Here is a 25,015-nt window from a genome sequence, read left to right on the forward strand (position 1 = left end):
CTTCATACTTATATGTCTTACCTTCGGCATCATATGCCGCTAAGTCTGTAAATGCATATTTCCAACCTGTTGCTTCGCTTACTTCTTGCGTCGCAATCACTTTACCATTTTGTAGTAGGTCTACTTTGATCATTGCTGGACGATCTTTCGCATTGTCGTCTTTCCATGTCTTCGTTCCTTCTACTTTTGTTTGGCTTACTTTTGTATTCGTGATGTCATAACCTTTTACTTCGGATTGATATCCATCTACCGGTTGTTCTTTTACTTCATACTTATATGCTTTTCCTTCGGCGTCGTATACCGCTAGATCTTTGAATTCATACTTCCAACCTTTTTCCGCTGTTACTTCTTGTGTTGCGATTACTTGGTCGTTTTGTAGTAATTCTACTTTGATCGTCTTCGGACGATCTGGTGCGTTATCGTCTTTCCATGTTTTCGTTCCTTCTACCTTTGTTGTTTGTACCACTTTTGTATTCGTAATATCATAACCATTTACTTCTGTTTGATATCCATCTACCGGTTGTTCTTTTACTTCATACTTATACGCCTTACCTTCGGCATCATATGCCGCTAAATCTTTGAATTCATATTTCCAACCGCTTGCTTCTGTTACTTCTTGCGTTGCGATCACTTTATCATTTTGTAGTAAGTCGACTTTAATTGTTTTCGGACGATCTTTCGTATTATCGCCTTTCCATGTTTTTGTTCCTGCAATGGATGTAGTTTTCACTTTATTTGGAATTGGCAACTTAACTCCATTTACAACACCTGATTTAACTTCGAAACTTACTTTTGCTTGAGGATCGAAATCAACATAGTCTGGAGCTGAAACCTCTTGCACATAATATTTACCTGGTTGTAAATTAGGAATTTCGATTATACCTTGCCCATCTGTTGTATATACATCTCCAACTTGTTCACCCGACTCTTTATACAACTTAAATGAAACATTCGGTATGAATTTATCTTCATTCCCTTCAAGATACTTAACAATTTTTAGCGTTCCTTTTGAAGGCAAGTCACCTTCAGCACCACCGCCAGCTGTCATATTTTCGACTGGGTAACTACCCGATTCAGTAACTGGGTCTTTGTGCAGAACTTGGTAATCAATCGTATAATCATTCTTAAAAAACTCTTGCTTCTTTCCGGCTTCCGTTATAGTAGATGTATAACCAATCGAAAAGGAGGCAAGACGTGCTTTATCCTTATAAAGCACAACTTTAAATGATTTGTCACCAGTAAAGGTAATCGTTCCGTAACGTTGCTTTTCAAACTCTTGTAGAGTTAAAGATCGACGACCTATATAATCATCAATAATTATATAGAAACTATCCTTATTAAGTGTTTGACCTTCCTGTAAATTATCAGTCACAACAATATCGCGACTTAACTCTTCTTTATTTAAGTTTATATTCAAGAACCAACGTACTTCATTGTCCTTACCTGAGTTCATATCACCAGTTTTATAAAAAAACGGTGGCTTTCCAGGATCTGTACCACCACCACCGCTTGGGCCGGTAATTGTTACAGATTGCTTATCTACATTTGTACCGAAATTGGTTTCAATCTCTTTCTTTTGATCCGTTCCTACATTAGCGGCTTCCACGTAAAAGTTTAAATACCCTTTAATATTTTGATGTGTACTCACTCTATCATTAAATGTACATACCACAGTACCTGCAGTGACTTTACAAGTACCATAGTCATCTAATAGAAACTCTCTATCTAATCCTTTTAATTCTGGAGGCAGCGTTAATGTTAGTGTATCTCCAGGCTTCAGCCTAAGTCCATTTTTTTCACTGAAGTTTACAGTTACTTTAGTCCGTTCTGTGGTCTGTAGATTTGTTTTACCAATCTGAAAACTATCCACAAACCCTGCTGTATTTAACTCTTGTGCATTTGCTACTATACCTAAAAAACTCTGACCTATAGTAAACATAAAAATCATTATAATCGAAAAAATCGAAGTTATTCTTTTTAAATACATGCTTTATGTTATCCTCCCTATAAAATTAAATGTTGCTAGATTCTGGTACAAACATACTATGACAAAGATTCTATTATTCAATGTCATTAAGCTATTTTATTTAAATATGTTTGATAGCTATTATCATCTTTTTCTCTTTTTTCAACTCTTCTATTGTTTAGAAACTTGAAATTTGCTTTTTATATAGATTCATCTAATTTCTCCCACATGTCTAAACTGTTTTATTTCTGGTCTATATTGTTTACCAAAAATAGATAAGGGAAAGGACAAACTTTGATAAAGGAATTCCAATTACAAATACACATGAATGGCCATAGAACAACTTCAGAGTCAGGAGAAGACAATTCAACAAGCATTCACGATAAAACTCATGACAGTCATTCGTCTTATTATGCCGTAGAGTTTCCTAAATTTCTTCATATCTAGCGCAAACGATTGCTCCATACGCAAAAAATTTTAGTGTGAGCAAGTATAGACGAGCTACTTCACAGCAAATATGCATTTGGTCGACCCCCATAATTATCCTCATAAAGAATAACAAGAAGTACAGCGTATAATCGAATTTAGCACCCCAGCCGAAGAGAGTTATGGCTTTGAAACGTGCTAGGATACTCGTATTCTAAAGGATGTCATTGAAGATATGTCTTCGTTTTCTGTCATCATGAGTCGAAGTGAAATTAGCCATATGTTAAAACGTTTTATGTTTCGTTGCACAACTGAACTACACACCGAAACAATCAGACAAGAAATGTTCCAATATAAACGCTATATGATTAAAAATGCTCCGGACGAAGTATTTTACCTATGAAGATAAAAGTCATATTCTCCAAATCTGAATACAGTGGAACGAATTTGGGGGTAACTAAAAAAGAGTGTACTGGGCAACTAATTTCATGTGAATCGTGCAGAAATATGAAATTCAGCCTTTTCATTTTTGGAGTCTATAAATGAGTGTCGAGAAAAAGTAATTTGCCTAATGGATCTATGGCTATGTCGAAGAATTAAAATGAACTTATACATACATTTCACTTACTCGCTAAGAAGAGTTAGCTTTTCTAGGGCGACATTACATTTTAATATCGAGAGATTTATATATATAAGTGATGATAATATCAAAATCGAGAGATTTATATCCTTTCATTATTTTTATCAAATCATGAAAACTTTAGTTGGACTATATGTACTATTTTAGACATAAAATCCCTAGTTTTTTGACTAGGTTGGAAGTTTTCAAGATTAATTACTAATTGTGTAGATACTTGGTTAGATGAAGTGTTAGTTTAGTATTTGGCATAGTTGTAACAACATCATTTACAACAATCACACCATTTACTGGTAACATTTCATCTACTAATACTACATGTATAGCTTTTTGATAATTTTACCCCCGACAACCTATTATTCTAGAATTGTTCTAAAAAATCAATAGTTAATTGATGTTTTTCTATTTTCACTTCATCACCATAACATATATTTAGAGTAGAAAACTGAAACAGAAAAAGAGATAGCTTTGCTATCTCTTTTTCTGCCCAGCTTCCCCTCATCAAGCCGTACGTGAGGTTCTCCCCCATACGGCTTTTCGATGGTCTGCTTTCTTTGCCATCTAATCAGTCTATAGACTGATCAGATGTTTTTATATCAACCTGTATATCACTTTTAAACAAAAATAAGCATCTTTTCTTTTGCCTATTACATTTTCTCAGGTGCAGATACACCAACTAATGCTAATGCATTTTGAAGTGTAATGCGTACTGCACGCATTAAGTCGTAACGAGCTTTACTTAATTCTAAGTTATCTGGATTTAATACTTTTTCTGCATTGTAGAAGCTATGAAGCGCTGCTGCTAATTCAAACGCATAGTTTGTAATGCGGTGTGGCAGACGTTTTTGCGCTGCTTCTGCAACTGCTGCTGGGAATTCACCCAGTTTTTTCAGTAAGTCTACTTCTTTTTCAGAAGCAACAAGTTTGTAATTGATATCTCCACCTGCAGTTAATCCAAGTTCTTCACCTTGACGAAGGATACTGCATACACGTGCATGAGCATATTGTGCATAGTATACAGGGTTTTCGTTAGATTTTGATACCGCTAAATCCATATCAAAGTCTAAGTGAGAGTCACCGCTGCGCATTGCAAAGAAGTAACGCATTGCGTCCACGCCTACTTCTTCCATTAGCTCACGAAGTGTAACAGCTTTACCTGTACGCTTACTCATTTTTACTTTTTCACCGTTTTGGTATAGTTGTACCATTTGGATGATTTCTACTTCTAACGTATCTTTATCGTAACCAAGCGCTTGAATCGCTGCTTTCATACGAGGAATGTAACCGTGGTGGTCAGCGCCCCAAATGTTGATTAATTTATCAAATCCACGCTCTAATTTATCACGGTGATACGCGATATCTGGCGTTAAGTATGTGTAAGAACCATCATTTTTAATTAATACGCGGTTTTTATCATCACCATAAGTCATAGAACGGAACCAAGTTGCTCCGTCTTCTTCAAATATTTCATCGCGCTCTTTTAATACCGCAAGAGCTTGATCAATTTTTCCATTTTTGTATAGTGATGTTTCAGAGAACCATACGTCAAACTTAACACGGAAGCTTTCTAAGTCTTTTTGAAGTTTTGCTAATTCGTATTTCAAACCGTACTCACGGTAGAATTCATAGCTTTCTTTCTCATCAGCTTTTGCATAACGATCGCCAAACTCTTCAGCTAAGCGTTGTCCGATTCCGATGATATCCGCACCATGGTATCCATCTTCTGGCATTTCTTTTTCTAGCCCTAATGCTTGCATGTAACGAGCTTCGACAGAAAGCGCTAAATTATGAATTTGGTTACCAGCGTCATTAATGTAGTATTCACGAGATACATCGTATCCTGCTTTTGCTAATACGTTGCATAATGTGTCACCTACTGCCGCACCACGTGCATGTCCTAAGTGAAGGTCACCTGTTGGGTTTGCAGATACGAACTCAACTTGTACTTTTTCACCTTTACCAGTGTTTGTTTCACCATAATTCGTGCCAGCTGTAACAATTACCGGAATTAAGTCTGTTAAATAGCTATTATCCATATAGAAGTTAATAAAACCAGGACCAGCAATTTCAATCTTTTCAATAGAAGCTTTTGCTTTATCGAAGTTTGCAATTAATTCCTCTGCAATCATACGAGGAGCTTTTTTTGCTACGCGTGCAAGCTGCATCGCCATGTTTGTAGAGAAATCACCATGCGTTTTATCTTTTGGAGATTCTAATACAACGTTTGGAATTTGTTCTTCTGTTGCTAACTCTGCTTTTAATACGGCAGCTTTAATTTCTTCTTTAATCAATTCTTTTACTTGTTCTAAAGAGTTCATTATTTTGCCTCCTTCAAATTAATCGTAATTGTATATCGGCCCGCTTCTTGTTCACTTAGAAGCAATGCGTACGTTAAAAAGAGTTGTCCTTTTTTCTTCTCGTCCGACCATTTAAAAAGAACGTTATCAGTTTTCGTTTGCAATGCAAACGTACCAAGTTCACTCGTATACGTACCAGTTGTCCATTCACCTTTCGCATGCGTCTGACGCATAGAAACAGCACCTGAACGCATAATGAGAACTTGTTCACCTTGAATTTTAATGATTGTCTTTACTTCGCCTTGTTCGTTCGGCTCTTGAAACGTTACATATGTACCTTGACCTTTTACATAGTATTGACCATTTGCCTCAAAAGCAACGGTCTCCTTTCGTGCCCCTTCACGGATTTCTGTTACGAAATGAACGTGTACTGGCAAGCCTGCAAGTTGTTTCTCCACGTCTTGCACACCTTTCAATATGTTATAGATATTAAATAAACTTTATAATAAATCACTTTTCCTATCATATCAAAAAAAACCTATGTCTGTCTGCTGAAAAATCAGGAAAACCCTGTTTCGAAAAAACAATTTATAAAGATCTATCTCTTATGATAAAATGTCTTTTAAATCTAAATTTTCTTTCATTAAAAGGAGTGCTCCAAATGATACCACCAAAGTTAAAACAAGGTGATGAAATTCGAGTCATTTCACCTTCTTGTAGTTTAAGTATTGTCTCAAATTATAATCGTGAGCTTGCTATGAAACGAATAGCAGATATGGGATTTCGTGTTACATTTTCAAAAAACGCTGAAGAAATTGATCGTTTTGCTTCTTCTTCCGTTTCTTCTCGAGTTCAAGACCTCCATGAAGCTTTCGCAGACTCCAATGTAAAAGCAATCTTAACAACACTTGGAGGATATAATTCCAATGGGCTACTAAACCATATAAATTACGACTTAATTCGTAGCAATCCAAAAATTTTATGTGGTTATTCTGATATTACAGCTCTAGGCAATGCAATTTATGCAAAGACTGGTCTTATTACATATTCAGGTCCTCACTTTTCTTCTTTTGGAATGGAGACAGGGCTCGATTATACGATAGATTACTTTTTAAAATGCATGACTTCTGAAGAGCCAATAGAAATACAACCTGCTGAAACGTGGAGCGATGACTCTTGGTATATGGACCAAGAAAATCGCACTTTCTTCCAAAATGAAGGTTATATTTCCTTACATGAAGGTGAAATAGTTGGCGAAATTATTGGCGGTAATATGAGTACCTTTAATTTACTACAAGGCACAGCATATATGCCGAGCTTACAAGATAAAATATTATTTTTAGAAGAAGATGCTCTTACAGGAAAAGCTACAGTTAAGACTTTTGATCGTTACTTACACTCTCTCATCCAACAACCAGATTTTGAACATATAAAAGGCATTGTAATTGGAAGACTACAAAAAGGTTCTGAAGCTGTCATAGAAGATATTCAAGAAATGATTTATTCAAAACAAGAGCTTTCCCACATTCCTGTAATTGCAAATGCCAACTTTGGTCATACAACTCCAATCTTCACTTTCCCAATTGGCGGACGTGTAGAAATTGTTTCTACTCAAACAAACACATCGATTACAATTTTAAAACATTAAAAAAAGGAGCGAACAATTCGCTCCTTTTACACTTTCTGTAATTGTTTTAAGGCTTTTTCTGGAATTTCTTCTTTTGAAATTTCAGCCCAGCCTTTTCCTTGCATGCCCTTAGCATAAATTTTTATAAAAGCACCTGAATGTAGCTGACGATTCATGATCTTTTTAATCGTTTGTTGCTTTCCATCCTCTGTATACCCTTTGAATGTATACAAATATTCATCGTCTATTTTCTCACCCTTATTTATAACTGCGTAATAATCTTGTATTTCTTTATTTGAAAAGAAGTTATCGACAAAAGCCTCTACACCTTCTGTTTTTGATTGTAAATAATATGCCGTACCACCTAAAAGAATGGCAAAGACGACTAACACTTTTATTACCAATTTCATATATGGCCTCCTGTTTATTCTTATCAGTCACATATTTATATCTGTATTATACAGATAAGAGCATACTATATACTATTGAAATGTATTACACTTTCCTTACACTATTGTAAGGAAAGCGCTCGCAGTGTTTTCCCAATAAAAAAATTTTCCGTTTAAACAACTTTTGTATTATTATTGAATAATACAAATTTTTATAAACAAAATTAAAAAGGGGACATTTTTCAAATGGCTATCTTGCAAGGTTTAGCACTACTACTCGTTGTACTTTTTCTTTTTACACTGTTTAGCTTTCGTGCTCCTTACGGAATGAAAGCAATGGGGGCCCTGGCCAATGCTGCAATCGCAAGCTTTCTTATTGAAGCATTTCATCGATATATCGGCGGCGAAATGTTTCATAACAACTTTTTACAATCGGTTGGACAAGCTTCCGGTAGTATGAGCGGTGTCGCGGCTGCTATTTTAGTAGCACTCGCAATTGGTGTATCTCCTGTATATGCTGTTTTAATCGGTATCGCCACTAGTGGATTTGGTATTTTACCAGGATTTTTTGCTGGATATGTATGCGCCTTTGTCGTTAAATTTCTAGAAAAGAAATTGCCAGCTGGTGTAGAATTTCTTGCCATTTTATTCGTTGCAGCACCACTTTCTCGCGGAATGGCTATGCTTATGGACCCCGTTGTAAATGCTACACTTGGAAAAATCGGCTCTATTATTTCAATCGCAACCACAGAAAGCCCAATTATTATGGGAATTATGCTTGGTGGACTCATAACAGTTATTTCTACATCTCCATTAAGCTCCATGGCGCTAACTGCTATGCTTGGATTAACAGGTTTACCAATGGCTATTGGTAGTCTTGCAGTAGCAGCCTCTGCTCCAATGAATTTTATTTTCTTTAAACGTTTAAAGATCTGTTCAAAGAAAGATACAATTGCTGTAGCAATTGAACCATTAACACAAGCCGATGTCGTAGCAGCAAATCCCATTCCAATCTATACGACAAACTTCGTGGGTGGTGCACTTGCTGGTATTATTACATCCTTATTCCAACTTGTGAACAATGCCCCCGGTACAGCATCACCAATTCCAGGACTCCTTGTTCTCTTTGGGTTCAACGATGTAATGAAAGTAGCCATTGCAGCTATATTATGTGGAATCGTGACCACAATTATTGGTTATATCGGAACAATTATTTTCCGTAAGTATCCAATTCGTTCCGCTGATGAAATTCGCAGAATCGCTTCGGAAGAAAAAGTTGCATAAGAAAAAGGAGCTAGTTCCATCAGGTTGGACTAGCTCCTTTTTTCTTATACGTTTTGTAAACGGATGTCGAATTTTGCAGAAGCGTCGATATATGGATGCTGCGAGCCGGCTTCCGCTTTTACTTTATCCAGCTACAGTGGCTAGAATGCTCGGTGGCTTCGCTTCTTCCTACAAGGCAAAAATACCTCTACGTCAGAAGCTCCATCCCCTCCCATTCTGAACGAGCCGCTTCCGCTTTTACTTCATCCAGCTGCGCCAGCTAGAATCTCTGGCCATTTCACACTCTCGGTCGAGTGCTCCAATGACCTGCGATTCTGAGCAAACTGCCTCCGCTTTTACTTCACCCAACCAAGAAGCATTTCCCGCACGAATTTGCTTGCTGCGATTGGTGTTTGATCACTATGATCATAGACTGGAGCTACTTCTACTAAGTCTGCTCCAACTACTTTTATATTTGAATTTGCAATTGCTACGATGGAATCTAATAATTCTTTAGATGTGATACCACCAGCTTCTAGTGTTCCTGTTCCAGGAGCATGTGCTGGATCTAACACGTCAATGTCAATTGTGACATAAACTGGGCGTCCTGCAAGCTTTGGTAATACTTCTTTCAACGGTTCTAATACGTCAAATTTGTATAGGTTCATGCCCACTTCTTTTGCCCATTCGAATTCTTCTTTCATTCCAGAACGAATTCCGAAAGAATATACGTTTTCCGGACCAATTAAATCGCACACTTTACGGATGGGTGTAGAGTGAGATAAAGGCTCCCCTTCATATGACTCACGCAAATCAGTATGAGCATCCATATGAATGATTGCTAAATCCGGATATTTTTTTGCCATTGCCTTAAAAATTGGCCAAGACACTAGGTGCTCACCGCCAAGACCTAGTGGAAACTTACCGGCATCTAATAGTTTTGTTACATATTCTTCAATCATGTCTATACTGCGTTGTGGATTTCCGAATGGTAGCGGAATATCACCAGCATCAAAATATTTTACATCTTCTAGTTCACGATCTAAATATGGACTGTACTCTTCTAGTCCAATCGATACTTCACGAATACGTGCAGGACCAAAACGAGAGCCTGGACGGTAACTTACTGTCCAATCCATTGGCATCCCATAAATTACTGCCTCTGCATCTTCAAAACTTGGATGACTTTTAATAAATACTTTACCTGAATAAGCTTCATCAAAACGCATATTCTTTTCCTCCTTATGTGGAACTTAAGGTATCCCAACCTTTCATTATTTCTCAAATTTGGAGTGCTACACTCCTCTTTCTCGATTTACCTCAATCTTCTTTTAGCGATAGAAGATTATTTTATTATAATAGCGTCAGCAGCTAGCATGTCCGTTCTATCGCACACCTTGAATGAGCTGCTTCCGCTTTTCTTTTGTCCAGCTACAGCGGCTAGAACGCTCAGTGGCTTCGCTTCTTCCTACGAGGGCAAAAGACGCCTCTACGTCTGAAGCACCATCCCCCTCCCATTCTGAACGAGCCGCTTCCGCTTTTAATTATTATTTAATTAAGTCTCCAACAAACTTCGGTAATACGAATGCTGCTTTATGCAGTTCTTTTGTGTAATATTTCGTTTCGATTTCGTGGAAACGCTCTTCGCTTACTTCTAATGGGTCATATTCTTTAGATCCAATTGTAAATGTCCACATTCCACTTGGGTATGTTGGGATATTCGCTGTGTATAAACGTGTAATTGGGAAGATTTCTTTTACGTCTTTAAACACAGTTGAAATTAATTCTGGTGTAAACCAAGGGTTATCCGTTTGAGCAACGAAAATCCCATCTGCTTTTAACGCTTTTGAAATTCCAGCGTAGAATCCTTTTGTAAATAAGTTTACTGCTGGGCCTACTGGCTCTGTAGAGTCAACCATAATTACATCGTACTCATTTTCGCTTTCTGCGATGTGTAGGAAACCGTCTCCTACTTTTACTTCAACACGCTCGTTATCTAACGCACCTGCAATTGATGGTAAGTACTGTTTAGAGTACTCGATTACTTTACCGTCAATTTCAACAAGTGTTGCTTTCTTTACGCTTGGGTGCTTTAATACTTCACGGATTACACCACCATCACCACCGCCAACAACTAATACGTTCTCAGGGTTTGGATGTGTAAATAAAGGTACGTGTGCCACCATTTCGTGATACACAAACTCGTCCTTCTCTGTTGTCATAACCATGCCATCTAAAATAAGCATGTTTCCGAACTCTTCTGTCTCAACCATATCAAGCTTTTGAAATTCTGTTTGCTCCGTATGTAATGTGCGGTTAATACGCGCCGTAATTCCAAAATGTTTTGTTTGTTTTTCAGTGAACCATAGTTCCATCGTACAATCACGCCTTTCATTGCAAATTTATAATAGGGACATCATTAATGTCCCCTAACAAAAATAAAACAAAACATACAAAATGTATAGTTAAAAGTACAAAAATACCGAAAATATATTTTGGTAAAAGTATTTTTATTCATATATTATTTAAACACTATATTTAACAACAAAGAAAACCCTTTCTTAAGAAAGGGTTTCTGATTCTAATTTAGAACCTTCTCGAACAGGAATCAAAATCATAACACAACCAACTAATACAACAATTCCCCCAACTAAAAATGGACTTTGCGGTGAAATCGCATGGCCGATAATTCCTGATAAAATTGGTGCAATTGCCCCGCCAAGCCAACGAACGAAATTGTATACACCAGACGTAATAGATCTTTCATAAGGTGAAATATCCATGACATAGCTTGTATATAAAGCGTTATTTAGTCCCGATGCTAATCCAGATAAGACGATAAGAACAATTTGTAACCACATAACTTTAACAAAAAATAATGCGATTAGCAGAATTGCAAATACAAGTAAGCTAAATCGTAACAATGCTTTCGGTTCATATTTCCCTTCTAATTTATGCGCTAATATTGCAGATCCATATGCTAAAGCAAGTCCCCAACCGCAAAATACGAAACCTAACTGAATTGCCGATAAATGCATAATAAGTGGTGAATATGCTAATACAACGAAAAATCCGTAATAATATAACATACCTGAAATTGCACCTTGCATAAACGGTTTATACTTAATAAGATTAAGTAATTCCCCCACTCCAGCTGCTTTTCGCTGTACTTTTCGCTCCGGCTCTTTTACAAAAAAGAAAACAAGAATAAATGCTAATAAAATTAAAAGACTTGTCGCAAAAAATGGGTAACGCCAAGAATGTCCACCTAGTAGTCCTCCTAATAATGGTCCACCGGCCATCCCTAAACCAATCGCAGCTTCATATAAACCAACCGCTTCATGTACTTCTTTACTAAGAGCAATTAATAATGTCATCGCTGTTGCGAAAAACATCGCATTACCTAGCCCCCAGCCAGCACGGAAAAGAGATAACTGGGCAATCGTTTGTGATATACCACATATAAAAGCAAATACAGTTACAATTGATAAACCAATTGTCATCATTCTCTTATCACCAAACCGTGCTGCGAATAAACCAGCCGGTAGCATCATAATTGCCATCGTTAAAATATAAGCTGTAAATAACATCTCCACTTGCCAATGCGTTGCCCCTATCTTCTCAGCGATAATCGGCAAAATAGGATCGACTACTCCGATGCCTGAAAAGGCAAGAAACGTAGCCAGTACTGTAATCAATCTCCCCAACTTTTGTTTGCTCTCCATATTCATTACTCTCCTTTTGTGTCCTCCAAGAATTTACGTGCACGCCCTAAACTATTCTCTAATTCTGCTTTCACGCGCTCCATTTGTTTCATTTTTGTATCTAGCGTTTGCACTTGGTTCTCAAGCATATCCTTAATTTCTTGAATCACTTCACGGTCACGTGGATTGTCACTATTTCGTCTTTGTTCCATGCGTTCTTTTAATGATAAGAAATGCTGCATTTCTTGAAGTGTGATTCCTAATACTTCTTTCGCTTCTACAATCTTTTTAATACGTACAATATCTTCATCTGTATAAAGACGAATATTCCCTTCGCTACGCTCCGGCGGATAAATTAAACCAATTTCCTCATAATAACGAAGTGTACGTTTTGTTAATCCAACTTGCTTCGTTACCTCATCAATCTTATACATGTTTATTCCTCCCCTCATCACATTATTACATTTTACGTTAACGTTAACTTTTATGCAAGTGTTATACTTCTGTAAATGTTTGGCATATAGATTGTATTTTTCTCGTCGCAGTTTCATAATGGAAGAAATGAACTCATAAGGAGATTTTCAGATGAAAAAACCACTTATTTTTGCCCATCGCGGAGTTAAAGGAACACATCCGGAGAATACAATGATTGCTTTCCAAGAAGCAGAGCGTGTTGGTGCCCATGGCATTGAACTTGATGTTCACCTTTCGAAAGATGGTGAGATTGTTGTGATTCACGATGAAACTGTTGATCGCACAACAAGTGGAATTGGACTTGTTTCTGAAAAAACAGTAGTGGAATTACAGTCTCTTGATGCCGGTAGCCATAAAAGCCCTTCTTTTCATGAAGCAAAGATTCCAACCTTACGCGAAGTATTCATTTGGCTCTCTACGACAAATTTACAACTTAATATTGAATTAAAAACAGACGTAATCCACTATCCAGGTATCGAAGAAAAGGTTGTCGACCTCGTTCGTGAATATCATCTTTCAAACCAAATTATATTCTCATCTTTTAACCATGATTCCGTTTCCCTACTCGCGGAAATTGCACCTGAAATTCCAAGAGCTATTTTATACGATGAACCACTCAGTGATCCAATTGCTGCAGCCAAGAAAAGGGAGGCGTCCGGATTACACCCAAATTTTCAGTTACTAACAAAAGAATTTGTGCAAACTGCACAGCAGCAAGGCTATGTTTTCCGTCCCTATACAATCAATGAAAATAAAGACTTACAAACAATGATCGATTACGGTGTAGATGTAATTATTACGGATTGGCCAATGCGCGCTTTTGAGCTTCTTTCTTAATTGAAAGGGCTCTTTTTCATTTTGTGTTTAAAATACGAAAAAACCCTCAATACTAATAAAAGTATACGATGAGGGGATGAAAAAGATGGATCAAACTGTGAATCCAAAACTGAAAAAATATAAACGTCTTTTCTTCACCGCACTTTTTTCATGCATTCTTTTTTTCGTTTTTTCGTTTTTTATCATCATCATAGTAGCAAAGATTATGGGGCCGCCTCCCATCGCTGTCCCGCAAACGAGCACCTTTTATGCCAATGATGATACTGTAATAGGACAAAGCAACGGGATGCAAAAGCGCTATAACGTATCTCTCGACCAAATCTCTCCTTATGTGAGAGAAGCGACACTCTCTATTGAAGACCAACGATTCTATGATCACCATGGCTTCGATATAAAAAGAATTGCTGGTGCAATCATTGCAGATATAAAAGCAATGGCAAAGGTCCAAGGTGCTAGTACGATTACGCAGCAATATGCCCGCAATCTATATTTAGATCATGATAAAACTTGGAAACGAAAAGCGTTAGAAGCAATATATACCATTCGTCTTGAGGTTAATTACAGCAAGAATCATATTTTAGAAGGATATTTAAATACGATTTATTACGGACACGGCGCTTATGGTATTGAAGCCGCTTCCCGTCTTTACTTTAATAAATCTGCTAGTGACTTGACATTAGCAGAGGCTAGTATGTTAGCTGGTATCCCAAAAGGCCCTAGCGTATATTCTCCCTATTTAAAGGAGGAACGAGCAAAAACAAGACAATCAATCATTTTAGATGAAATGGTAGAGCAGGGCTATATTACGAAAGGGCAATCTTCCTCTGCCAAAAAGGAAAAGCTTACATTTGCTTCATTAGAAACAAAAGAAGTCGCAGAAATAGCACCTTATTTCCAACACGCTGTACACTCCTCTCTCCTGCATGATATTGGACTCGATGAACAAACATTACAGCGCGGTGGATTCCATATTTACACAACACTAGACCCAAAACTACAAACAATAGCCGAGCAATCTGTAAAAGATACGATTCCAGAAACAACTAATATACAAACGGCTCTTGTCTCAATGAATCCGAAAACAGGAGAAGTAGCAGCTCTTATTGGTGGAAAAGATTATAAAGAAAGTCAATTTAACCGAGCGATTCAGGCATCTCGCCAACCAGGATCCACCTTTAAACCTTTTTTATATTATGCTGCACTCGAAAAAGGATTTACACCAGCGACTCGCTTAAAAAGCGAATATACAGTATTTACATTAGGAGACGGTGTTTCTAAATATAAACCGAAAAATTATAAAGACTACTATGCCGATGATTTTGTGACGATGGCGCAAGCCCTTGCTGTATCAGATAACGTATATGCCGTGAAAACACATTTATTTTTAGGAGAGGACTCTTTAGCAAAAACCGCTAAACAATTTGGGATTATAAGTTCATTAAAAGATGTACCATCCCTTGCCCTTGGTACGTCTCCTGTAAAACCAATTGAAATGGTAGGTGCGTACAGTATGTTTGCCAATGGGGGAAAACAAGTAAAACCAACCTTTATTCGCCGCGTTGTCGATCATGAAGGGAATATTTTATATGATGCACATTTAGAAAGTAAACAAGTGCTCGATAAAAATAATACGTTTGTAATGGAAGAAATGATGACAGGAATGTTCAATAAAAAACTAAGTGGGTATGCTTCTGTTACAGGACAATCCCTGCTTCCAAAACTATCACGTACGTATGCAGGAAAATCTGGTTCCACAGAAACAGATAGCTGGATGATCGGCTTCACTCCGCAAATAGTAACAGGTGTATGGGTCGGATACGATCAGCCAAAATCCATCACAAACCCAGCAGAACAAGGCTACGCAAAAAAAATATGGGCCGATACGATGGAAAAAGGACTAGAGGGTCAGCCTAAAAAGGAATTCAAGCAACCAAGTGATATTATTGCTGTAAATATCAATCCTGAAAATGGAAAAATCGCAACGAAAGGCTGTCCAGTTTCCGTGAAAATGTATTTTGCAAAAGGAACAGAACCGACTGAATACTGCATGGATCATATTGATGATAAAGAAGAATTCGAGAAGGCTAGCAAAGAGAAGAAAAAAGAGAGCTGGTGGAAAAAATACTTTCCATGGTAAATACTTATCTTATTTGTAGCATCAATATATCGGTGCTTCGACACAACATATCGACGTTCCGACAATATACGACATAAAGAGAAATACTACCATACCCCAAAAATACCAAAGGCTACCAGAATTTCTCCCGGTAGCCTTAAAATTATTCTCCTAATAATGCATGACGCAATTCTTCACTAGACTCGTTCCAAATTGCTTCATTATGCTCTTTTAAGAATGTACCAAGCACCTTCTTAGATGGTTCATCCATATGGTCAACCATGATGTAACGTTTTAATGATTTATCCATTTTGTTTACATGCTCTGGAAGTGATTTATAACCACGGCGAATTTCACGATCAACTGTCATCTCACAAGCTGTTACACCTGCATAGTAAGCACCTTTTGCCGTTCTCTCAATTGTTACCCACACAAGCCAATACGGTTTTCCATTTGGAACTTCATCTTTATTTGTTAAAAACTTAATCCCTTTTTCCACAGTACTACGCGCATGCATCGCACCAATATCAACAAATGCAGTTTGCTCTAATACATCTACAAAAACAGGTGAAATATTTTCTAAACTTAACGCCCCAACACCAAAGCCACCATGCCCATCTGTTGAATCATTCTTCACAATATTAAAACCGATTTTTTTCTTTTTCTCTGTCATATGTAAACTCCTCCTCACTCATGTATTACATTAGCCCAAATATAGGTGCAATAATACTTTGTAAAAATCCTAGTACGTGCGGGATTACTACACTGAAAATTGGTTGAATTGTATAACGGTCAAGCGGTGTAATAACAAGAATCAATAAAGCAATTGCTCCATATTTCTCATATTGCGTCATTTTCGCACGAACATTTGCCGGTGCTAAGTCTTCAATTACACGATATCCATCCAGCGGTGGAATCGGTAATAAGTTAAAAACAAATAAAACGATATTCAGAACAATAAAAATTTGGAAGAATTGACCTAATGTATCCGCCACCGCAAATGGGATGGCATCTAGTACTCCAAACCTTAACAAACTGTACCAAATGATTAAACCGATAGCACTTAAGATTAGGTTACTAATCGGTCCTGCAATAGAAACTAGTACACCAGCAAGACGTGGTCTTTTAAAGTTATAAGGGTTAACAGGTACCGGACGTGCCCAACCGAACCCAAGAATTAATACTGCAATCATTCCGATCGGGTCTAAATGAGACATTGGTGATAAAGTTAAACGCCCCTGCCTTTTCGCTGTATCATCACCAAACTTATATGCAACATATGCATGTGCAAATTCATGCATAGACAACGCGATAATAATAGCCATTGCTACCAGTGGAATTTGGTGCAGTGGATATCTAAATAACTGATCCATACTTCATCTCCTCTTCATTATGTCAAAAAAAGAAAATATTTGTTTTTCCAATTGTTCTTCCTTAGAATCCGTTATAATAAGATTGTAACTTACATAAAAGGAGCGATTGTACATGCCATACGTAACAGTGAAAATGCTAGAAGGACGCACAGAAGAACAAAAGAAAGCTCTTGCTGAGAAAGTAACAACAGCAGTAAGCGAAACAACTGGTGCTCCAGAAGAAAACATCGTTGTTTTCATCGAAGAAATGTCTAAAAATCATTATGCAGTTGGCGGAAAACGCTTAAGCGACAAATAATTTCAGTTTTCTTTACTAAGAAGCAGTCCTATGACTGCTTCTTATTTCTTTCCTTCTAATAACTCAATAATTTTCTCTTTATATTTTCCTTTTCTTCCATCTTCATAGATTAAATCATGCGGATAGAAAAGTTTTTGATCCCTTCTCTTCTTACCAGTAATCGCTTCTACAATATCAGATTCACGCGAAAGCTCTCTGAGATCTCCATTTGGCATAAGAAGCAAGATTGGAAGCCGCTCTTCTTCTTCTCCGGCACGGTAAAAGTCATATGGTAAGTCCGATGTTGAATCAACAACTAAATAGTACTCTGGATCGAGTCCAATCTTTTTAAATAAACTACTTAATTCCATCCAATTATCTAAACCATGATTCTCTGTAAACTCTACATATTTAAAGAGATTTCGGTTCATAAAACGGCGACATAAATCACTTAGAATTTGGTCATCTTCATCTTGCCATACCTGGAAATAATAATACATTACATTCTCGTCTAGCTTTAAATAATCCTCTACTGTTACCTCTTCTTCAAATAAAGAATAGAAATGAACAGGATGATACTTAAATGTATAATACTGCTCATGCAATGTTTTCGCACGGTGTAAAATCTTTGTTAAAATAACTTCTGCACTGCGCGTTACCGGATGGAAATACACTTGCCAGTACATTTGATAGCGACTCATAATATAATGCTCAACAGCGTGCATACCGCTATTTTTAATTACTACTTGATTTCCGTATGGGCGCATGACACGCAATATACGTTCCATATCAAAATTCCCGTACTTCACACCAGTAAAATAGGCATCTCTTAATAAATAATCCATACGATCTGCATCAATTTGACTAGAAATCATACTAATTGCTAATTTATTATCAGACGTTTTCGCAATAACATCTGCTACTTTTTGTGCAAACTCTCGGTCTACGCGGCCGAGTACATCATTGATTTCCGTATCACCAACAATAATTTTTTGTGTGAACTTCTCATGATCTAATGAAAAAACTTTTTCAAAGGAGTGTGAGAACGGACCATGTCCAACATCATGCAAGAGCGCTGCACATAAGCATAATAATCTATCTTCTGCATTCCAATTTGGTCTGCCATCAAACACATCATCAATCATACGACGAATAATCTCATATACACCTAATGAATGAGTAAAGCGACTATGTTCCGCACCATGAAATGTAAAAAATGTCGTTCCAAGCTGCTTAATACGGCGCAAACGTTGAAATTCCTTCGTTCCGATTAAATCCCAAATTACGCGATCACGCACGTGTACATATTTATGTACTGGGTCTTTAAACACTTTTGTTTCGCTGAGTTTGTCGTTTAAATATACCATATCGACACCCTCCTTCCTTACTACATTCTTATCTTTATTATAAACGAAAGACTATAGAAATGCATAAAATTCCCCTATATACAGAAAATCACCTTCGCCAAAACGAAAGTGATTTTCTGTATATATTATTTTCCTAAAACAAACTCAGCAATTTCGTCTAAGATCATTTCTTTACCAAGTGGGAAGTACCCTTTGTTTAGGTCTTCGTTTTTGATTGTGAATACGTGGTTGTTCTTAACAGCGTTCATGTTTTTCCAAATTGTTTCTTCTTGGAATTCTTTTAAGCGCTGAGAACCATCACCAGTTGTAAATACAAATAAGTAGTCTGGGTTGTAATCAATTAAAGCTTCTTTTTGTACTTGTACTAGCGGTTTATCAGTTGGTGTACCTTGAACAGCTGGTAATTTTAAATCTTTAAAGAGTACGCTACCGTAACCGTAGTCACCATATACACGGAATGCATTTGGATATGCAGCCATCTTCATGAACTTCGCATCACCAGTTTTTGCAACGATTTTATCGTGTAATTTACTTGCTTTTTCATCATATTCCTTGAACCATGCAGTTGTTTCTTTTTCTTTACCGAAGATTTTACCTAGTTCTTCAAACTTGGGACGCCATTGATCTAATGGAGTTTTTAACATAACTGTTGGTGCAATTTTAGATAATTGATCATAAATTTTTTCTTGGCGGTTGTTCACAAGAATTAAATCTGGTTTTGCAGCAGCTACTGCTTCAATGTTAATTTTATCGCCCCATGCAGAGCCAACTGGTTTTACATCTTTTAATTTATCTGCAATATGTGCATCGATTTTCTCTTGAGACGTATTTGCAGTAATGATTGGTTTCATTCCAAAGATTAATAATTCTTCTGTTGAACCACTAAGGTCAGCAATTTTCTTTGGATTTGCAGGAATTTTAATTTCCCCTTTTGCATGTTGTACAGTGCGCTCTTCAACTTTCGCATCTGCTTTCTTGTCTTCTTTCTTATCAGAAGAACAAGCTGCAAATAGTACAGAAGTAACTACTAGTACCATTGCTAGTAACGTCGCTTTGAATTTCTTCATATTCCCACTCCTTCTGGATGTATTTCTCTTATAAGCTACATATCACTATAAGAAACTACAACCAACAATTTATTAATATATATTTATCAATCGTTATATGTAACCCGTTCTAACGGGCGTTCAACTTACCAGCTCGAATGAGAAGCTCAACGTCCATTAGAATCCCTCCCCTCTATCAAAGTAAGAGGGGAAGATTCCATCTATGCTTTCTCACGTAACTGATTATTAATCATCATTAAATCGTATGTTAAACAAATTGGTTTACAGTTTACAGGACATGGAACAATTTGTGCTTCTATTTCAAACACATTGCGAAGCGTCTCACTTGTCATTACTTCATCTGGTGTCCCTTGCTTCATTAACTTACCAGCTTTCAAAGCAACCATATGATCTGAAAAACGAGAAGCATGGTTTAAATCATGAATAACCATGACAATTGTGCGGCCTTCTTCTTGATTTAATTTTTTTAATAAATTTAATACTTCCAGTTGGTGAGCCATATCTAAGTATGTAGTTGGTTCGTCTAGTACGAGTAAATCCGTACCTTGCGCAAGAGCCATTGCAATCCAAACGCGTTGACGTTGACCACCCGATAAGGCTTCTGCTGAACGATTCGCAAATTCTGTCATCCCTGTTACCTCAAGTGCCCAGTGGATGTAGCGATAATCTTCTTCCTTCAACGTGCCAAACCCTTTTTGATGAGGGAAACGGCCATAAGAAACAAGTTCAAACACAGTAAGACCAGTTGGCACTTCTGCAGTTTGTGGCAAAATCGCCATTTTCTTTGCGATTTCTTTTGTTGGCTGTTTCTCAATTGCTTTTCCATCTAGGTAAACAGTACCTCGTTTTGCTTTCAAAATACGAGAAGCTGTTTTTAACAATGTGGATTTTCCGCATCCATTCGGCCCAATAATTGTTGTAATTTTCCCTTCTGGAATTTCAACTGACAATCCATCAATAATTAATCCTTCATTATAACCAACAGATACCGAATCAACCGCTAAAGTTGCCATACAAAATGCCTCCCTTTATTTTGTTCTCATAAGTAAATAAATGAAATACGGTGCACCAATTACAGAAATAACAAGACCGACCGGTATTTCTGATGTCGTTAACACACTTCGTGAAATTAAATCTGCAAATAACAGCAAGAGCGTTCCAATTAATGCCGCTGTAGGCAACATAATTTGATGCTTTCCGCCAACGAGTCGCCTTGCTAAATGCGGTGCCATTAAACCAATAAAACCAATTCCACCAGCAACCGCAACAGATGCTCCCGCTAAACAAACAGCAATGAATAATAATTTTCGTCTTTCTTTCTCTACGTTTACACCAAGTCCAACTGCCGCTGCATCTCCTAAATTCATTACATTTAACACATGCGCTTTCCGAATCGCAATTGGTAAAAAGATGAGCATCCATGGAAGTACGCTTAATACGAATTTCCAATCTGTTCCCCATAAACTTCCCGCTAACCAAATCGTTGCAAACCGGAAATCATTCGATGTCATTTTCATTGAAAAAATTAAGCTAACAGCGCTAAACCCAGCTGCTACTGCAATACCGACAAGTATTAAACGAGTTGATGAAACGCCGTCCTTCCATGCCAGTGCATAAATGATAACTGCTGCTAACACTGCACCAACTAATGCAAAGAATGGAAGAATGAATACAGATAGAAGTGTACCCGTCCCGACTTTTCCAAAAAAGAAATATACGAAAACAACAACTGTCAATCCCGCCCCGGCATTAATACCAATAATTCCAGGATCAGCAAGTGGATTTCGTGATAATCCTTGCATAATGGCACCGGATACCGCTAATGCTGAACCAACTAAGATGGCAATAACCATACGTGGCATACGAAATTCGAATAAAATAACGGACTGATCTTCTGCTCCTAGCCCGACCAATGACTTTAACACATCCATTGGTGGAATTTTAAACGTTCCTGTATTTAAACTAATAAGGAATACTGAAAAGATTAATCCAGCCAAAATCGTTACAATTGAAATGTTCTTTTTTGTTAAGACGCTTGTTCTCACATTTTTCCTCTCCCTTCATTACGTGCTAAGTAGAGGAAGAATGGAACGCCAATTAGTGCTGTAATCGCACCGATTGGTGTTTCAAACGGCGGATTAATAATACGAGATAACATATCCGCACATTCAATTAACAATCCGCCTAATATAGCAGAACATGGAATAACCCATCTATAATCTGAACCGACAAGAAAACGTGTCATATGGGGGATTACAAGCCCAACAAACCCAACGGATCCTGCCATAGATACGGCTGAACCTGTTAAAACAAGAACAAGTACAGTTCCGATAAATTTAATTAATGTTGTATTTTGTCCAAGTCCAATCGCAATTTCTTCACCGAAACTTAAGATTGTAATGTACCTGGACATCATAATCGCAATAACGAGACAAATAAGTCCAATCGGCAATAACATATCAATGCTTTGCCACTTCACACCAGCAACACCGCCTGCATTCCACATACTCACCTCTTGAGCAAGATTGAAATACAAAGCGATTCCAGATGAAATAGCCCCAAGTAAAGCACTAATTGCCGCTCCAGCTAACGCTAACTTAACAGGTGTTAATCCTCCTGGTGAAGAAGCTCCAATGCCGTATACAATACTTGCACCAAATGCTGCTCCAACAAAAGAAGCGATAACAAACATTAAATACGGTGAATTTGGAAAAAACGCATACATAATTGCAATTCCAAACACAGCCCCATCAGTAATCCCCATTAATGATGGAGATGCGAGCGGGTTTCGCGTCATTCCTTGCATAATGGCACCGGATACCGCTAAAAACGCACCAGCAACAACACCGCCAATTGCTCTAGGCATGCGCAGCTCCCAAATCACATTATGATGCGTCAAAGAACCATCAAACTGAAAGACAGCTTGCCATACAGTCTTTAAACTAATATCCGCTGCACCAAATGAAATTGAAGTTGCCATACTTAAAGCTAATAAAATTGTTCCCGCTATTAAAATAATAGAAGCAATAAGCGGTCTGCTCTTAATCTCTTTCACATTTACTTCTTGTTGTTCTATACTCCTCGCACTAGCTTCCATCCCTCAACCATCCTAACCAACAACATATATTTAACAAAATGAGATTTATTCTCAAGAAACAGCAAAAAGAAAATTGGGTGTATCTACCCCTTTTGATAATGATTATCAGAATCACATTTTCTATTCTACCTACCATTACAAAAGGCTGTCAACCATTATTTTGCAATATAAAACTAATGTAGTTCATACGAAACCGATATCATAATAGGAAGTTTATCCACTAGTAAATGACCCAATAACAGTCCTCTACCTTTCCTTATTTAAAAATAATTTTTCTTTTTTAGAACATAAAAAAAGAAGAGTAGATTGTTTACTCTTCTTTTTCTTATTTATTTAGTTTTGCTTCAATTTTTTTAATCAGTTCATCTTCATTTGGTGCTGCAACTGGACGATTATTAACAAAAGCGAACGACTTTTTACGTCCCGGTCCACAATATGATTGACATCCAACTTCGATATTTGCACATGAATCTACCTTTTTGAGTCGTGGTATCAGCGTCTTAATATTCGTTGCCTGACAATCATCACACACACGAAATTCATTTCCCATTCTATATAACACTTCCTCTATTTTCAACTTTTCACAAGTACATTTAAAAATAAACACTAAATGGTATTTTACCCCTCTTTGAAGGTTGATGCAAGTTTTCCTCTGTACGATTCATTTCTAATATTTTCTCGTTATCCCTCTCTTTATAAGCACAATTCATCCACATATATAAGTACAAATTAAAAAAACGATATAAAAACCTTTCTTTTTAGGTAGGAGAGAGCATCCGGCCATGCATAGGCGCGGTCTCCTGCCCCATGCCAAGTAAAAACAAAGAGAGAAAACGAGTGCATCTTCATAACCGCGACTTTTATGTTGGAAAATCAAAATGGATTTGTATAGAAATTCTTCTTTATCAAAATCTACCATATTTTTAAAAGCTTTGTATAAAAGCAATTTCTTTTGTCCATTATAAAAATAGGAAGTTTATAAAAAGAAAGGGAGTTGAATCTATGAAAGTAAGACAAGATGCTTGGACAGACGAAGATGATTTATTACTCGCTGAAACCGTACTACGTCATGTTCGAGAAGGAAGTACACAATTAAATGCATTTGAAGAAGTTGGCGATCAGTTAAATCGCACATCAGCTGCTTGTGGTTTTCGTTGGAATGCTGTCGTTCGTTATAGCTATGAACAGGCGCTGCAACTAGCAAAAAGACATCGAAAAGATAAAATGAGAGCTGCTAGTGGTGAACATGCGAAAAAACGCCTGCTTTATACGCCATCAGCTTCAGCAGTAATTACAGTCGATGAAGAGCCAGTCGTAAATAACACCGTTCCACGTTCGGAACCAGCTGTATCTAGTACCTCTATAACAATGCAAGATGTAATTTACTTTTTACAAACGGTAGGGTCTTCAAGCGTAAAAGTAACAGCTCTTGAAAATGAGAATGTGAGATTGAAACAAGAAATTAAGGCGCAAATGCTTCGAAATGAAGAATTAGAGAAGAAACTAGAAAAGCTAGAACAACAATCTAATACAGTACAAGAAGACTACGAAACACTCATGAATATTATGAACCGTGCTCGTAAATTAGCATTAATGGATGATGAAGAGCAAACGCAAACCTCATTTCGCATGGATCGAAACGGTAATTTAGAAAAAATTGCAGAATAAAAAGGATGCGATGAACGCATCCTTTTTATTTTGATTCAATCATATAAGCTTCTTCTATATAAGTACAAACTGAAAAACCGACATAAAACCTAATCTTTAGGTGAGAGAGAGCAAGTGCAGGTCACCTTTTGTTCTTCGAGGTAGCGACTTATATGTTGAAAAATCAAAATAAATTTATATATTTTAGACTCTCTCTTTATATCTGGGAAATCTCTTTTTTTCGGATTTCCTTTACATGCTACTACCCCAATTGTTTTTACTGACTGACTAATTGTTTGATATGCTACATCGCTTACGATTGCGTACATATCTGCATATTTACGTGCATCGCCAATAATTACATTACCTTCATATTTCATTTTCTTTCCGTCAACTACTACATCATTTTGCTCCATGTTTGCTATAATAAAGATTGTCATTTTATAGATAA

24 protein-coding genes and 1 pseudogene are annotated in these 25,015 nt (G+C 37.1%); 7 read left to right on the forward strand and 18 right to left on the reverse strand.

All coding sequences use genetic code 11. From position 1 onward, the window contains the following. A partial coding sequence (locus C568_RS31005) for a Cna B-type domain-containing protein (protein ID WP_018782386.1) occupies positions 1–1,987 on the reverse strand: 1,987 nt, incomplete at its 3' end. A 661-nt stretch (positions 1,988–2,648) separates the two neighbouring features. Between C568_RS31005 and C568_RS35605 the strand changes: the two genes are divergently transcribed. Further along, complete coding sequence (locus tag C568_RS35605; protein ID WP_231398899.1) at positions 2,649–2,795, forward strand: hypothetical protein; 147 nt, start codon at positions 2,649–2,651, stop codon at positions 2,793–2,795. Positions 2,796–3,390: 595 nt separating this feature from the next. On the opposite strand, the gene C568_RS35610 is transcribed toward C568_RS35605, so the two are convergent. From C568_RS35610 to C568_RS0118425, 3 genes are all read right to left on the reverse strand, one after another. Continuing rightward, on the reverse strand, positions 3,391–3,558 hold the full coding sequence (locus C568_RS35610) for a hypothetical protein (protein ID WP_170959223.1): 168 nt from the start codon (positions 3,556–3,558) through the stop codon (positions 3,391–3,393). A 118-nt stretch (positions 3,559–3,676) separates the two neighbouring features. Further along, positions 3,677–5,347, reverse strand: coding sequence for an arginine--tRNA ligase (gene argS / locus C568_RS0118420; RefSeq protein WP_018782388.1), 1,671 nt, complete (start codon positions 5,345–5,347; stop codon positions 3,677–3,679). Next, positions 5,347–5,784 (reverse strand): DUF1934 domain-containing protein, encoded by a 438-nt coding sequence (locus C568_RS0118425; RefSeq protein ID WP_016112723.1) that lies wholly within the window; start codon positions 5,782–5,784, stop codon positions 5,347–5,349. Before C568_RS0118425 ends, argS begins: the two co-directional genes overlap by 1 nt. Before the next feature lie 203 nt (positions 5,785–5,987). Here C568_RS0118425 and C568_RS0118430 point away from each other — a divergent pair, with 203 nt between their 5' ends. Then, positions 5,988–6,974: a S66 family peptidase gene (locus C568_RS0118430; protein WP_018782389.1), complete on the forward strand. Its 987-nt coding sequence runs from the start codon at positions 5,988–5,990 to the stop codon at positions 6,972–6,974. A gap of 26 nt (positions 6,975–7,000) precedes the next feature. Here the strand turns inward: C568_RS0118430 and C568_RS0118435 are convergent, their stop codons facing one another. Continuing rightward, on the reverse strand, positions 7,001–7,363 hold the full coding sequence (locus tag C568_RS0118435) for a YxeA family protein (protein ID WP_018764896.1): 363 nt from the start codon (positions 7,361–7,363) through the stop codon (positions 7,001–7,003). A 225-nt stretch (positions 7,364–7,588) separates the two neighbouring features. Between C568_RS0118435 and C568_RS0118440 the strand changes: the two genes are divergently transcribed. Beyond that, entirely contained in the window at positions 7,589–8,626 is a 1,038-nt protein-coding gene (locus tag C568_RS0118440; RefSeq protein ID WP_018782390.1) for a PTS sugar transporter subunit IIC, read from the forward strand. A gap of 335 nt (positions 8,627–8,961) precedes the next feature. On the opposite strand, the gene speB is transcribed toward C568_RS0118440, so the two are convergent. The 4 genes from speB to C568_RS0118465 form a co-directional block, all read right to left on the reverse strand. Continuing rightward, positions 8,962–9,834 carry an agmatinase gene (gene speB, locus C568_RS0118450; protein ID WP_003209245.1) on the reverse strand — a complete coding sequence of 291 codons (873 nt, stop codon included), beginning with the start codon at positions 9,832–9,834 and terminating at the stop codon, positions 8,962–8,964. Between the two features lie 318 nt (positions 9,835–10,152). After that, positions 10,153–10,980 carry a spermidine synthase gene (speE, locus tag C568_RS0118455; RefSeq protein WP_003202439.1) on the reverse strand — a complete coding sequence of 276 codons (828 nt, stop codon included), beginning with the start codon at positions 10,978–10,980 and terminating at the stop codon, positions 10,153–10,155. Positions 10,981–11,166: 186 nt separating this feature from the next. Next, positions 11,167–12,330 carry an MFS transporter gene (locus tag C568_RS0118460; protein ID WP_006096692.1) on the reverse strand — a complete coding sequence of 388 codons (1,164 nt, stop codon included), beginning with the start codon at positions 12,328–12,330 and terminating at the stop codon, positions 11,167–11,169. 5 nt (positions 12,331–12,335) lie between these two features. Further along, positions 12,336–12,743 carry a MerR family transcriptional regulator gene (locus C568_RS0118465; protein ID WP_018764893.1) on the reverse strand — a complete coding sequence of 136 codons (408 nt, stop codon included), beginning with the start codon at positions 12,741–12,743 and terminating at the stop codon, positions 12,336–12,338. A gap of 151 nt (positions 12,744–12,894) precedes the next feature. Between C568_RS0118465 and C568_RS0118470 the strand changes: the two genes are divergently transcribed. Together C568_RS0118470 and C568_RS0118475 are read left to right on the forward strand one after the other, a co-directional pair. After that, a complete protein-coding gene (locus C568_RS0118470; protein WP_018782391.1) occupies positions 12,895–13,620 on the forward strand; it encodes a glycerophosphodiester phosphodiesterase in 726 nt (241 codons plus the stop codon). Between the two features lie 85 nt (positions 13,621–13,705). Then, the gene (locus C568_RS0118475) at positions 13,706–15,757 is read left to right on the forward strand and encodes a transglycosylase domain-containing protein (protein WP_018782392.1); all 2,052 of its coding nucleotides are present in this window, start codon (positions 13,706–13,708) and stop codon (positions 15,755–15,757) included. Positions 15,758–15,899: 142 nt separating this feature from the next. Here C568_RS0118475 and C568_RS0118480 read toward each other — a convergent pair whose 3' ends face one another. Both C568_RS0118480 and C568_RS0118485 read right to left on the reverse strand, forming a co-directional pair. Beyond that, complete coding sequence (locus tag C568_RS0118480) at positions 15,900–16,409, reverse strand: YwhD family protein (RefSeq protein WP_003202432.1); 510 nt, start codon at positions 16,407–16,409, stop codon at positions 15,900–15,902. Positions 16,410–16,434: 25 nt separating this feature from the next. Continuing rightward, a complete protein-coding gene (locus C568_RS0118485; RefSeq protein WP_003202430.1) occupies positions 16,435–17,109 on the reverse strand; it encodes a site-2 protease family protein in 675 nt (224 codons plus the stop codon). A gap of 112 nt (positions 17,110–17,221) precedes the next feature. Between C568_RS0118485 and C568_RS0118490 the strand changes: the two genes are divergently transcribed. Next, entirely contained in the window at positions 17,222–17,407 is a 186-nt protein-coding gene (locus C568_RS0118490; RefSeq protein ID WP_001147172.1) for a 2-hydroxymuconate tautomerase, read from the forward strand. Positions 17,408–17,448: 41 nt separating this feature from the next. Here the strand turns inward: C568_RS0118490 and C568_RS0118495 are convergent, their stop codons facing one another. The 6 genes from C568_RS0118495 to C568_RS0118520 form a co-directional block, all read right to left on the reverse strand. Next, positions 17,449–18,753 (reverse strand): HD domain-containing protein, encoded by a 1,305-nt coding sequence (locus tag C568_RS0118495; protein ID WP_018782393.1) that lies wholly within the window; start codon positions 18,751–18,753, stop codon positions 17,449–17,451. A 125-nt stretch (positions 18,754–18,878) separates the two neighbouring features. Further along, complete coding sequence (locus C568_RS0118500) at positions 18,879–19,820, reverse strand: ABC transporter substrate-binding protein (RefSeq protein ID WP_018782394.1); 942 nt, start codon at positions 19,818–19,820, stop codon at positions 18,879–18,881. A gap of 200 nt (positions 19,821–20,020) precedes the next feature. After that, positions 20,021–20,833, reverse strand: coding sequence for an ABC transporter ATP-binding protein (locus C568_RS0118505; protein ID WP_003202423.1), 813 nt, complete (start codon positions 20,831–20,833; stop codon positions 20,021–20,023). Positions 20,834–20,848: 15 nt separating this feature from the next. Further along, positions 20,849–21,865 (reverse strand): FecCD family ABC transporter permease, encoded by a 1,017-nt coding sequence (locus C568_RS0118510; protein WP_018764889.1) that lies wholly within the window; start codon positions 21,863–21,865, stop codon positions 20,849–20,851. Continuing rightward, entirely contained in the window at positions 21,862–22,917 is a 1,056-nt protein-coding gene (locus tag C568_RS0118515; protein WP_003202419.1) for a FecCD family ABC transporter permease, read from the reverse strand. Before C568_RS0118515 ends, C568_RS0118510 begins: the two co-directional genes overlap by 4 nt. Positions 22,918–23,242: 325 nt before the next feature. Next, a complete protein-coding gene (locus C568_RS0118520; RefSeq protein WP_003202417.1) occupies positions 23,243–23,467 on the reverse strand; it encodes a DUF1450 domain-containing protein in 225 nt (74 codons plus the stop codon). A gap of 452 nt (positions 23,468–23,919) precedes the next feature. Here C568_RS0118520 and C568_RS0118525 point away from each other — a divergent pair, with 452 nt between their 5' ends. Beyond that, entirely contained in the window at positions 23,920–24,585 is a 666-nt protein-coding gene (locus tag C568_RS0118525; protein ID WP_006096703.1) for an RsfA family transcriptional regulator, read from the forward strand. 179 nt (positions 24,586–24,764) lie between these two features. On the opposite strand, the pseudogene C568_RS36305 reads toward C568_RS0118525, so the two are convergent. Then, positions 24,765–24,986 (reverse strand): annotated as a pseudogene (locus tag C568_RS36305) (lipoprotein BA_5634 family protein); the annotation flags it as partial. Between the last annotated feature and the right edge of the window lie 29 nt (positions 24,987–25,015).

Source organism: Bacillus sp. 95MFCvi2.1 (assembly GCF_000374965.1).
Taxonomy (GTDB): Bacteria; Bacillota; Bacilli; order Bacillales; family Bacillaceae_G; genus Bacillus_A; species Bacillus_A pseudomycoides.

Excerpts from the sequence above, each read along its gene's own strand:
- C568_RS35605 (WP_231398899.1), top strand. The coding sequence starts at position 2,649 with ATGAGTCGAAGTGAAATTAGCCATATGTTAAAACGTTTTATGTTTCGT.
- C568_RS35610 (WP_170959223.1), bottom strand. The coding sequence starts at position 3,558 with ATGGGGGAGAACCTCACGTACGGCTTGATGAGGGGAAGCTGGGCAGAA.
- argS (WP_018782388.1), bottom strand. The coding sequence starts at position 5,347 with ATGAACTCTTTAGAACAAGTAAAAGAATTGATTAAAGAAGAAATTAAA.
- C568_RS0118430 (WP_018782389.1), top strand. The coding sequence starts at position 5,988 with ATGATACCACCAAAGTTAAAACAAGGTGATGAAATTCGAGTCATTTCA.
- C568_RS0118435 (WP_018764896.1), bottom strand. The coding sequence starts at position 7,363 with ATGAAATTGGTAATAAAAGTGTTAGTCGTCTTTGCCATTCTTTTAGGT.
- C568_RS0118440 (WP_018782390.1), top strand. The coding sequence starts at position 7,589 with ATGGCTATCTTGCAAGGTTTAGCACTACTACTCGTTGTACTTTTTCTT.
- speB (WP_003209245.1), bottom strand. The coding sequence starts at position 9,834 with ATGCGTTTTGATGAAGCTTATTCAGGTAAAGTATTTATTAAAAGTCAT.
- speE (WP_003202439.1), bottom strand. The coding sequence starts at position 10,980 with ATGGAACTATGGTTCACTGAAAAACAAACAAAACATTTTGGAATTACG.
- C568_RS0118460 (WP_006096692.1), bottom strand. The coding sequence starts at position 12,330 with ATGGAGAGCAAACAAAAGTTGGGGAGATTGATTACAGTACTGGCTACG.
- C568_RS0118465 (WP_018764893.1), bottom strand. The coding sequence starts at position 12,743 with ATGTATAAGATTGATGAGGTAACGAAGCAAGTTGGATTAACAAAACGT.
- C568_RS0118470 (WP_018782391.1), top strand. The coding sequence starts at position 12,895 with ATGAAAAAACCACTTATTTTTGCCCATCGCGGAGTTAAAGGAACACAT.
- C568_RS0118475 (WP_018782392.1), top strand. The coding sequence starts at position 13,706 with ATGGATCAAACTGTGAATCCAAAACTGAAAAAATATAAACGTCTTTTC.
- C568_RS0118480 (WP_003202432.1), bottom strand. The coding sequence starts at position 16,409 with ATGACAGAGAAAAAGAAAAAAATCGGTTTTAATATTGTGAAGAATGAT.
- C568_RS0118485 (WP_003202430.1), bottom strand. The coding sequence starts at position 17,109 with ATGGATCAGTTATTTAGATATCCACTGCACCAAATTCCACTGGTAGCA.
- C568_RS0118490 (WP_001147172.1), top strand. The coding sequence starts at position 17,222 with ATGCCATACGTAACAGTGAAAATGCTAGAAGGACGCACAGAAGAACAA.
- C568_RS0118495 (WP_018782393.1), bottom strand. The coding sequence starts at position 18,753 with ATGGTATATTTAAACGACAAACTCAGCGAAACAAAAGTGTTTAAAGAC.
- C568_RS0118500 (WP_018782394.1), bottom strand. The coding sequence starts at position 19,820 with ATGAAGAAATTCAAAGCGACGTTACTAGCAATGGTACTAGTAGTTACT.
- C568_RS0118505 (WP_003202423.1), bottom strand. The coding sequence starts at position 20,833 with ATGGCAACTTTAGCGGTTGATTCGGTATCTGTTGGTTATAATGAAGGA.
- C568_RS0118515 (WP_003202419.1), bottom strand. The coding sequence starts at position 22,917 with ATGGAAGCTAGTGCGAGGAGTATAGAACAACAAGAAGTAAATGTGAAA.
- C568_RS0118520 (WP_003202417.1), bottom strand. The coding sequence starts at position 23,467 with ATGGGAAATGAATTTCGTGTGTGTGATGATTGTCAGGCAACGAATATT.
- C568_RS0118525 (WP_006096703.1), top strand. The coding sequence starts at position 23,920 with ATGAAAGTAAGACAAGATGCTTGGACAGACGAAGATGATTTATTACTC.